Source organism: Streptomyces sp. NA02950 (assembly GCF_013364155.1).
GTDB lineage: Bacteria > Actinomycetota > Actinomycetes > Streptomycetales > Streptomycetaceae > Streptomyces.
Genome location: NZ_CP054916.1, coordinates 7,611,922 through 7,621,412 on the forward strand (window position 1 = coordinate 7,611,922; position 9,491 = coordinate 7,621,412).

The 9,491-nt window shown below is 66.0% G+C and carries 8 protein-coding genes; all 8 read left to right on the top strand.

What is annotated here, in order from left to right; all coding sequences use genetic code 11:
- Positions 1-28: 28 nt before the first annotated feature.
- Complete coding sequence (eccD, locus tag HUT19_RS33395) at positions 29-1,426, top strand: type VII secretion integral membrane protein EccD (protein WP_176184006.1); 1,398 nt, start codon at positions 29-31, stop codon at positions 1,424-1,426.
- Between the two features lie 18 nt (positions 1,427-1,444).
- Entirely contained in the window at positions 1,445-2,965 is a 1,521-nt protein-coding gene (gene eccB, locus HUT19_RS33400; RefSeq protein ID WP_176184007.1) for a type VII secretion protein EccB, read from the top strand.
- A gap of 380 nt (positions 2,966-3,345) precedes the next feature.
- The gene (locus HUT19_RS33405) at positions 3,346-3,639 is read left to right on the top strand and encodes a hypothetical protein (protein ID WP_254885917.1); all 294 of its coding nucleotides are present in this window, start codon (positions 3,346-3,348) and stop codon (positions 3,637-3,639) included.
- 128 nt (positions 3,640-3,767) lie between these two features.
- Positions 3,768-4,088, top strand: coding sequence for a WXG100 family type VII secretion target (locus HUT19_RS33410; protein ID WP_176184008.1), 321 nt, complete (start codon positions 3,768-3,770; stop codon positions 4,086-4,088).
- 202 nt (positions 4,089-4,290) lie between these two features.
- Positions 4,291-4,872: a type VII secretion system-associated protein gene (locus HUT19_RS33415; RefSeq protein ID WP_176184009.1), complete on the top strand. Its 582-nt coding sequence runs from the start codon at positions 4,291-4,293 to the stop codon at positions 4,870-4,872.
- 58 nt (positions 4,873-4,930) lie between these two features.
- Entirely contained in the window at positions 4,931-8,419 is a 3,489-nt protein-coding gene (locus HUT19_RS44070; RefSeq protein WP_176184010.1) for an AAWKG family protein, read from the top strand.
- 82 nt (positions 8,420-8,501) lie between these two features.
- A complete protein-coding gene (locus HUT19_RS33425; RefSeq protein WP_254885918.1) occupies positions 8,502-9,002 on the top strand; it encodes a YbaB/EbfC family nucleoid-associated protein in 501 nt (166 codons plus the stop codon).
- Positions 9,003-9,004: 2 nt separating this feature from the next.
- Entirely contained in the window at positions 9,005-9,346 is a 342-nt protein-coding gene (locus HUT19_RS33430; RefSeq protein WP_176184011.1) for a hypothetical protein, read from the top strand.
- Positions 9,347-9,491: the final 145 nt, after the last annotated feature.

Consider the following 9,491-nt stretch of genomic DNA (forward strand, 5'->3'; position numbering starts at 1 on the left):
GGCCCGTCAGGAAGCGCGAAGCAGACCTATGACCGACGCTCAGGTGGCAAACCTGTGCCGCCTCACCGTACGTGCCCCCGCCAGGACCGTTGACCTGGCCGTACCCGCCGACGTCCCCGTCGCCGACCTGTTGCCCACAGTGATCAGCTACGGAGGTGACAACCTAGAAGAAGCCGGGCTGGAACACGGGGGTTGGGTGCTCCAACGCGTCGGCGAACCACCGCTCGACCCAGAGCGTACCTTGGACTCCCTCGCCCTGCGCGACGGCGAAGCCCTCTACCTTCGGCCGCGGACCGAAGCCCTGCCCGAAGTGCACCTCGATGACCTGGTCGACGGCATCTCCACCACCTTGCAGCAACGCCCGCACGGCTGGCGCCCGGACACCAGCAGGCGCCTGCTCCACGCCCTGGGCGTGAGCACCCTCGCCGTCGGCCTCATCGTCCTGGCCGCGCCGGGAGTGGCCGGGTGGCTCAGAGCGCTGGCGGCGGCCCTCGCCGGACTGCTGCTCATCGGCGGAGCGGCCGCGGCCACCCGGGCCGTCGGCGACTCCTCAGCCGGCGCCGTACTCGGCTTCATGGCCCCCTTCTACTTCGCGCTGGCCGGCTGGCTCCTGCCCGGCGGGGCGCTGACCGGAGCGGAAAGCAACGCCGTGCTCGGCGCGCGGCTGCTGGCCGCCTCCGCGGCAGCCGGCGGCGCGGCGGTCCTCGCCCTGGCCGCGGTCGGGATCTACCCGGCGCTCTTCCTCGGCGTGGCCGTCGTGGCGGTGACCGGGACGCTCGGAGCCGTACTGCTGCTGATGGACCTCACCCCCGAACAGGCGGCCAGCGTCGTCGCCGTCGTCGTGGTGCTGTTCGGCGGCTTCGTCCCCTCGCTGTCCTTCCGCCTCTCCGGGATGCGGATGCCGCCCCTGCCCACCAACGCCCAGCAGCTGCAGGAGGGCATCGACCCCTACCCAGGCTCCGACGTCGAGGCCCGGTCCGCCGTGGCCGACGGCTGGATGACCGCCTTCTACGGGGCCATCGGCCTGATCTGCCTGCCCTGCCTGGCGGCACTCATGCAGGAACCCGAACTCGCGGAGTTCTTCACCGTGGTGGCTCTCTCCCTCCTGCTGCTGCTGCACAGCCGGGGGCTGGGGAACGTATGGCAGCGTGTCGCGCTCACAGCGGCCGGAGCATGGGGCACGGCCCTTCTCCTCCTGATGTGGGCGCGCGCGCTGGACCCGGGAGACCGGCTGACCCTCACTGCCGGACTGCTCGGCCTGACCGCCGCCATCACCATCGCCTCCTGGACCGTGCCCGGACGGCGCCTGGTGCCGTACTGGGGACGCGCGGCCGAACTGCTGCACTCCCTCGCGGCGATAAGCCTGCTGCCGCTCATGCTCTGGTCCGTCGGCCTGTACGGCTTTCTGCGCGGACTCAACGGCTGAGCCGGAAGGACGAGAACGATGCAGAACAAGCGGGACCAGGTGCAGGCGCACCTGTTCGTCATGGGCAGGCTGGGCTCGGCCATGCTGCGCAGCGACCCCGACGCCCCCGAGAGTCCCCTGGGCAGGACCAACCGCGGTGCCGCGATAGGCGTGATCATCGCCATACTGGTGTGCGCCGGGGCCTTCGTCTTCGGACTCATCAAACCCGGAGGCAAGGACTCCTGGCGTACTCCCGGCAGCCTGGTCGTCAACAAGGAGACCGGCGCACGCTACCTCTATCTCGACGGCAGGCTGCGCCCCGTACGCAACTACACCTCGGCCCGGCTGATAGCGAAAGGCGACCTCAAGGCCACCACGGTGATCACCTCTTCCCTCGCCGGGACCCCGCACGGCTCGCCGGTCGGCATCCCGGGCGCGCCCGAGGAACTGCCGGGCACCGCGGACCTGGACGACGGGCCCTGGCTGGTGTGTTCGGCCACCCGGCCCAAGGCGGCCGGTGACATCGCCGTGTCCACGACGCTGGGAATCGGCGTGCGGAACAGCGGGGACGGTACCCAGGGGCGCAAGCTGGGTGGTGGCGAGGGACTGCTGGTCGCGAGCCCCGACGGCACCACCTACCTGCTGTGGCAGGGCAGCAGGCTGCGCCTGGACACCACGGCAGGCGCCGCGAAAGCCCTGGGATACGGGGCCGTCACGCCACGGCCGGTCTCGGCGGCGTTCGTCGACGCCTTCCCGCAGGGCCCCGACCTCGCGCCTCCCCAGGTCGCGGACCGGGGCGAGGAGGGGCCCGTCCTGGACGGCCGGCCCACCAGGATCGGGCAGCTCTTCCGCGTGGACGTCCCCGGCTCCGCCGCTCAGTATCACCTGCTCACCCGGGAAGGGCTCGTGCCGCTCACGGCGACCGGAGCGGCTCTCGTCCTCGGCGACGCCAAGACCCGCCAGGCCTACGGCGGAGCAGCCCCCGCCCCGCGAAACCTCGGAGCCGGCGCGTTGACCGGGCATCTCGCTCCGCGCTCCACTGCCGGGACGGGCGCCGGGCGGCAGTTGCCCGTCACACCGCCGAAGGCGGCCGACGTCGGGGCCGGTTCCGTCGCGTGCGCCAACGTCGGTTCCACCGGCGGCAGTACACGGGTGAGTACCTCCGTACTGCTCGCCGGAGACCTGCCCGAGGCCGTGCAGGCTCCGCCCCCGGAGGTCGAGTCGGCCTGCCTCGGGGTCGACGCCATCGCGGTGCGGCCCGGCAGGGGCGCCCTGGTGCGGGCGCTGAGCGCCAGCGGCAGCGCGCTGGGTGACACCACGTTCCTGGTGACGGACCAGGGGGTGAAATACCGGCTGATGTCCCAGGAGGCCGTGAAAACACTGGGGTTCGAAGGTGTGAAGGAACGGAGGCTGCCGGCCCAGCTGCTGGCGATGCTGCCGACGGGCCCGGACCTCACCCCCGAGGCCGCGTCCTCCGGCGAGGGCCGGGTGACGCTGCGATGCAAGAACGCCAACCGTGCAAACGAGACAAAGCGCCCATCGGGCGCATCGTCCGGATAAATTTCTGCCGAATTCACTGAATCACCGTCAGTAACACGGCCGTTCTCGACCGCTGTCGCGGAGGTGTGCAATGTCCGGTATATGCCTGGCGGCGGTGGGCCGTTGCTCGCTTGAGCATTCCCATTCTCCTGGCTTTACTCAAGTGAGCGGAATTCACCGGGGATTGGAACCGGAGACGCCTCTCTCATTGATTGCCAAGCGGCTCGGTACTTCCCTAACATCGTCGCTCATCCGCGGATTGAAACCTCTCGTCCGGGCGCAGTACACCTGTCCGGCAGTGGGCTGCGCAGCATGCGACCCACGTGCCTGTAAATTCTCCGGAAGGAAAATCTGGCGTGGCTATGCAGCAGTCTGAAGAAGGCGCAACACGGAACGGAATCATGGCGCTTGAACAGGCCTACAGCGGCGTCCTGCGGTGCAAGCAGGACGTCCAGTCCACCCGGCAGAACCTGGCGTCCGGCTACCAGGGTGCGGACGGCGGCGGTTACGGCAGGCTGCTGGACCAGTGGGACGGGCACGTGGACACCATCCTGGTGAACCTGGACCGGATGGTCGAAGAGCTCAACCAGACCCTGCGTGAGCACGGACTGGTCCAGGGCTCCTCCAACGAGTCGATCGACGCCGCGTTCACGCGGTCCTCGGGTGTGTTCGACCAGCTCAGCGGAACCGTCTGACGGCGCCGCTGACCGCACCGCCCCCGCCGCGGACCCGTCTCCACGCCACCGCTCCAGCGGATGCCGCCCCGCCCACAGGCAGCGCCCGCACCACACCGCACCACCCCTGCAGCGAATCGAGGACTCCCATGGATTTGAGCGACGGCTTCATCTACGTCGACTACAACCATGCCGAAAACGCGGCGGAAGACATGGTCTCCCAGTCGCAGGCGATCATGAGCATCATCGAGAACATGGAGATGGAGCTCACCCACCTCAAGAGCACCTGGATCGGTGACGACCGGGACGTGTACACCAACGTGCAGGCGAACTGGAACCAGGCCATCGACAACATCAAGATGCTGCTCGCCAGCCACTCCGCACTGCTCACGGACATCTCCGGTAACTACCGGTTCACCGAGAACAGCCTGGCGCAAAGGTGGGGGGACATCAAGATCGGAAGCCGCTGACCGCAGCACACGTACGCCGCCTCCCGCTCGCCGCATCCCACGCACAACGACCCGGGTGAGCAGGCGGGAACGGTACACGCCGGATGCCGTCGGCCCACGCCGTGCCGGGCGAGGACCGACGGCGCCGGCTCGTCACTGACCACACACGCAGTTTCGTTTCTGGGGGCCGCGTCAAGCCAACGACGCGTAGGAGGGCAACAAGATGGCCGACAAAACGGTTCTTAACACCGAATGGCTGAAGCAGTTCATCCATGGCGACTTCGATGATTTCCGTACCGCGCTGCGCAAGATGCTGCACGACGATCCCAGCGGCCGCTCGCTGGAGTTCATCGCTGACGGAGATCTATCACCCTCCGCGCTCGTGGCCGCAAAGCCGCTCGCGATCGGCTACATGGCCACCGCGCCCAAGGCCTCCGACGCCGGCTCGGGCGATGCCTCGCAAAGCGGAACGACCCAGCCGTCGATGCTTACCTACGGTGGTACGACAATCCCCCAGACGGGTGGCGGCAAACTGAACAGGGACATCCAGAGGGCGGCGTCTGAGATTTACCAACTTCTCACGGAGCACAACACGCTCTTCAATGACGTCGAGCAGGCCTTGTTGGAAACCATCGACAAGATGAAGGACACGCAGACCAAAAATCTGGACAAGGTCTCGACCGACACGTTCATGGATATATTCGAGGACGTCGACAGGGACCTGACTTCTGCCGGTAGCGGTGGCACCGCTACCGGCACTGACGATGATGGCGGCAACGACTCGGGTTCCGATACCGGATCATAAAAAAGATTACCTCGAGCCCTGCCCTCTCTTTCCCTCACCGCTGCCATGGAGCATTGTGATGGCCACTAACAACGACGATAACTGGAAACACGCAGTCGACATGCTCACCGGTTATGTTCTGCCGGAGCAGGAGACGGTCATCACGGCCCTTACGGGGAACGAGGGCATCCCCCTGATGCATGTACGGCTGGAGAGGATCCAGAATTCTAAAGCCTACCCGGAATTCATTAGCCTGGGGGGGTGGCGGAAAAGCAATACGGACTTTGTGTTTCCGTACTTTCGGCATGACGAGGATGGCCAGCGCGACGTCAGTGTGAATCAGGACTGGGTCAGCCACTACATCGCGAACATAACCTTTCTCGGCAGGTCGGGCGGGGCGGATTCTATTCCGAGCGGTAGCGACTCATACCTACTTGAACAACACACCTCCGGCGTACTGCAGAAGGAGGGGATGTGGAATCACCCGGGAGAGGGCGGCACCTACGTCAGCTATGACACCACGGCTCTAGAGCGGTATGTCAATGGCTCATATTGGGCGCTGCATAAGCTCGTATTCCCTGAGTACAGTACTCAGGGTTATGAGGACCGCGGCATCGCGGTGCCCGACGATGGTTATGTCGACCTCCGTTCCTTCACGGAGGTGGCCATGGCGTTCGATCGTGCTGCGAAGTTCATGGTGGAGGCTGCGGACGCCATGCTGACCTGGGACTCTAAGGACATCGGGAAAGGCAGTAAGTCCTGGGACGGCACTGGAGCAAACATATTCAAAGAGTTCGTGCACAAAATGGGAAAGAATTACGAGGAGTATGCCGACCGGGTCTCGGGTGGTAAGTATGGCTATATTCCGACCGTTTCTATCGACGGCGTGACGGTCGGTTCCCCGGCAGCTCGTGCGATCATCGATCTCCAAAATGTCCTCTACAATGAGGCGGTAAACCTTCACAACGCATGGGCAGGCTGGAGGCCGGAGAGCAACCCGTATCGCTGGCTGTACGACATGCTGATGGACGGCTTTCAAACGTCGTTCTCCATCCAGCACGATCAGATTGCTTTTTCGGGAGACACGGGCAAGCCGGGCAGCGGCACGTATACCTACGCATTGCCCGGCTTTGAGAACACCGTCAGGATCTATGGAACCGATTACGGTCCGCCCAATGAAGCCAGTACTTGGAAATTGATCGGCGAGGAAGCCGTAAAAAAATGGCAGACCGGCATAAACAACTGGCTCGGCAACGCAGCTGAACATGCCATCGTGGCTATCCAGGACGCGATGGGTAACGCGGCAGATGCTCTTAAAAAGATTAATTTGCAGGGTGCGGGTGGCATATCGCTTTCAACAATTGCGGACAAGGAGGCGATGAAGAAGGAAAAGAATGACGCCAAGGCCGCGCAAGACGACCTCCTGAACAAGCAGAATAAGGCGCAAGAAGACCTTCTGAACAAGCAGAGGGACGAGCAGAACAAGGCTGCGAAGGCGCAGGACGAGCTTTTGAAGGCGCAGAAGGCGGCGCAGGACGAGGCGGCGAGGGCGCAGAAGGCGGCGCAGGACGAGGCGGCGAGGGCGCAGAAGGCCGCGCAGGACTCGGCGGCGAGGGCGCAGAAGGAGCAGGAGGAGGCGCAGGAGAAGGCGCAGGCGCAGGCCGCGGCGGCGCAGAAGGAGCAGCAGGACGAGGCGGCGAGGGCGCAGAAGGCCGCGCAGGACTCGGCGGCGAGGGCGCAGAAGGAGCAGGAGGAGGCGCAGGAGAAGGCGCAGGCGCAGGCCGCGGCGGCGCAGAAGGAGCAGCAGGACGAGGCGGCGAGGGCGCAGAAGGCCGCGCAGGCGGACTCCACCGCGGCTCAGGCGAAGGCGCAGGCGCAGAACGAGGCGGATCGCGCGCAGGCTGAGGCGGATCGTCAGCAGCAGCGGGCGGATCAGAAGAAGGCTCAGGCCGAGGCCCTAGCGCGGCAGGACAAGGCTTCGGCGGACGCCGAGGCGGCGCGGAACAAGGCGCAGGCCCAGAACGAGGCGGATCGCGCGCAGGCCAAGAACGACGCGGCTGCCCAGGCCGCCGCAGCCACCAGGCTCGCCGAGCAGCAGCAAGCTGAGGCCAAGAAGGACCGCGCCGAGCAGAAGGCGCAGGAGAAGAAGGCTTCGGCGGACGCTGAGGCGGCGCAGAAGAAGGCGGAGGCGCAGAACGAGGCGGATCGCGCGCAGGCTGAGGCGGATCGTCAGCAGCAGCAGGCGGATCAGAAGAGGGCTGAGGCCGAGGCCCTAGCGCGGCAGGACAAGGCTTCGGCGGACGCCGAGGCGGCGCAGAAGAAGGCGGAGGCGCAGAACGAGGCGGATCGCGCGCAGGCTGAGGCGGATCGTCAGCAGCAGCAGGCGGATCAGAAGAGGGCTGAGGCCGAGGCCCTAGCGCGGCAGGACAAGGCTTCGGCGGACGCCGAGGCGGCGCAGAAGAAGGCGCAGGCGCAGGCCGATCAGGCCCGGCAGGAGGCCTTGCGGAACAGCTCGGAAGCCTCGGCCGATGCGGAGCAGGCCAAGGCCGATGCGAAGGCCGACCTCCAGCATCAGTTCGACGATGCCCGGTCGGACCGTGACGCGGCCGAGCAGGCGGCCGATCGCAAGGAAGCCGACGCCAAGAGGGAGTTCGAGCAGCACAAGGCGGAGGCCGAGGCGCAGCGGGACCAGGCCGAGCAGCAGGCCGACAGGGCCCGGGCGGAGGCCAGGCACGAGATCGAACGACAGGTGGCTTCCGGTCAGCTCAGTCCGGAGCAGGGGCAGCAGGAGTTGCACCAGCGGCTCGATCAGATCAACGCGGCCGAGCAGGATGCCAAGGCCCACGCTGACGCCGCGGAGGCCGAGGCTAAGGAGGAGTACGACCACCAGAGGGCACAGGCCGAGGCCGACCGGAATGAAGCCCGCGCCAACGCGGAGCAGGCGCGCAGAGACGCCAGGGCGGCATACGACCAGCGGATGGGTGACATTCGGGCCGACTACGACCGCGCCCACGGTGATGGCAAGAACATCGAGGACCTGATCCGCCAGCGCATCGCGGACCTTCCGCAGTCCCCGGGTGTCCCGTCGCAGCACGCCGGCGCCAACTCGCCGTACGCGGCCAGCTTCAGCGACAACCTCTACAACCAGGACGACTTGGCGCATGCGTTGGGCGGTGAAGGAGCCGATGGGTCAGGCATCAGTGGCCAGCCCGGTTCCCAGGGAGCATCACCCGGGATGTTCCCGCCCCCGATGCGGGGCATGGGCGGCGGTGAGTCCGGCAGTTCTTCGGGCGAGCGGACCCGAAACGTCCTGGAGACCGGTGTCACCCGGCCGAGCCGGGGGATCAGCCCGGCGCCGACTGTGGAGGAAGAGGAACATCAAATCGCCCCCAGGGGCGTGCAGACCACCAGCAACAACGCCCCGTTCATGCCTCCGATGGGCGGTATGCCCGGAGGAGGGGAGCAGCAGACCCAAAGCGGCGACCGGGTGCGGAACGCCTGGCTGACCGAGGACGAGGACGTCTGGGGAGCTGAAGGGGGCGGAGCCCCACAGGCTTTGGGCCGATAAGGGTGTAAGCCCGCGCGTCTCCTTCTGGAGACGTTGCGGCCCACTGGACCGATCGGAATGAAGAGTCTGTGAGGAGATCGTGTTGGACGGATCGATGGAAGACCGGGTGGCGCAGGCGATGGCTCACCTGAAGGCGACCGAAGAAGCCGTGGAAAAGGCGGAGGCGGAACTGAGTCAAGCATCGGAAACGGCCCGCTCGGCGGACAAGTCGGTTCAGGTCGTGGTCGGTGCGAAGGGCGAGCTCGCCGGACTGGAGTTCCTCGGCGGCAAGTACAAGAACATGACGGCCGCGCAGTTGTCGGCCGCAGTGCTCGAGGCCGCGAACAAGGCCCGTGCCGAGATGGCGCGTCGGGTGGTCGGCGTGGTGGATCCGATCATCAAACAGGTACCCGGCGGCGGCACTTCGGAGCGCATGGGTGTCGACTGGGACAAGATCTTCGGGTCGATACTCAGTGACTCTGCCGAGGCCCACAAGCCCACAGCCATGAGCCGGCTCCGTGACGAGATCCATGAAGACGACGAAGAACAGACCGCCGCGCCCGCCGAGAACGGAACGGCTGCCAGGAAGCGGGCGGGTGCATAGCGATGCCAGACAACTACTCCGTCGACATCGATGAGCTCTTGCGGGCCAAGGACGCTCTTGCGGCCTTGTCCATGGGCGAAGAACTCGCCGGTAAGTACCTGAACGTCAAATCGCAAACCGACGGCTGGGAGGGGACAAGGGGCTCTTTCGCCAGATCAGTGGGACCTCAGGAGAAAAGGGACACCCAGCGGATAGTCGCCGCGGTGGAGGCCCTCACCGGAGCGTTCACCGCGACTTACGACGCCTTCGTCGCACAGATCTCCGCCGTCCAGGAACCGCAGAACCAGGCCTTGGAGGACATCCAGAACCAGGCTTCCAAGAACCCGGGGAATGTAAGGCGTTGAAATGATCGACATTCCTGCTGGCTTGCACGAGCTCATGGTGGTGATGATAGGCGAAGATTTTGGTGACGGTGATGAGGAGAAGGGCTTCGCCAGTAAGGGTGCTGAGGACACGCTGGCGAGGCTTCTCCACGATCTCAAGGAGCGA

Coding starts and splice junctions, on each gene's coding strand:
- HUT19_RS33410 (WP_176184008.1), top strand. CDS start 3,768: ATGGATTTGAGCGACGGCTTCATCTACGTCGACTACAACCATGCCGAA.
- HUT19_RS44070 (WP_176184010.1), top strand. CDS start 4,931: ATGGCCACTAACAACGACGATAACTGGAAACACGCAGTCGACATGCTC.
- eccB (WP_176184007.1), top strand. CDS start 1,445: ATGCAGAACAAGCGGGACCAGGTGCAGGCGCACCTGTTCGTCATGGGC.
- eccD (WP_176184006.1), top strand. CDS start 29: ATGACCGACGCTCAGGTGGCAAACCTGTGCCGCCTCACCGTACGTGCC.
- HUT19_RS33430 (WP_176184011.1), top strand. CDS start 9,005: ATGCCAGACAACTACTCCGTCGACATCGATGAGCTCTTGCGGGCCAAG.
- HUT19_RS33415 (WP_176184009.1), top strand. CDS start 4,291: ATGGCCGACAAAACGGTTCTTAACACCGAATGGCTGAAGCAGTTCATC.
- HUT19_RS33405 (WP_254885917.1), top strand. CDS start 3,346: ATGGCGCTTGAACAGGCCTACAGCGGCGTCCTGCGGTGCAAGCAGGAC.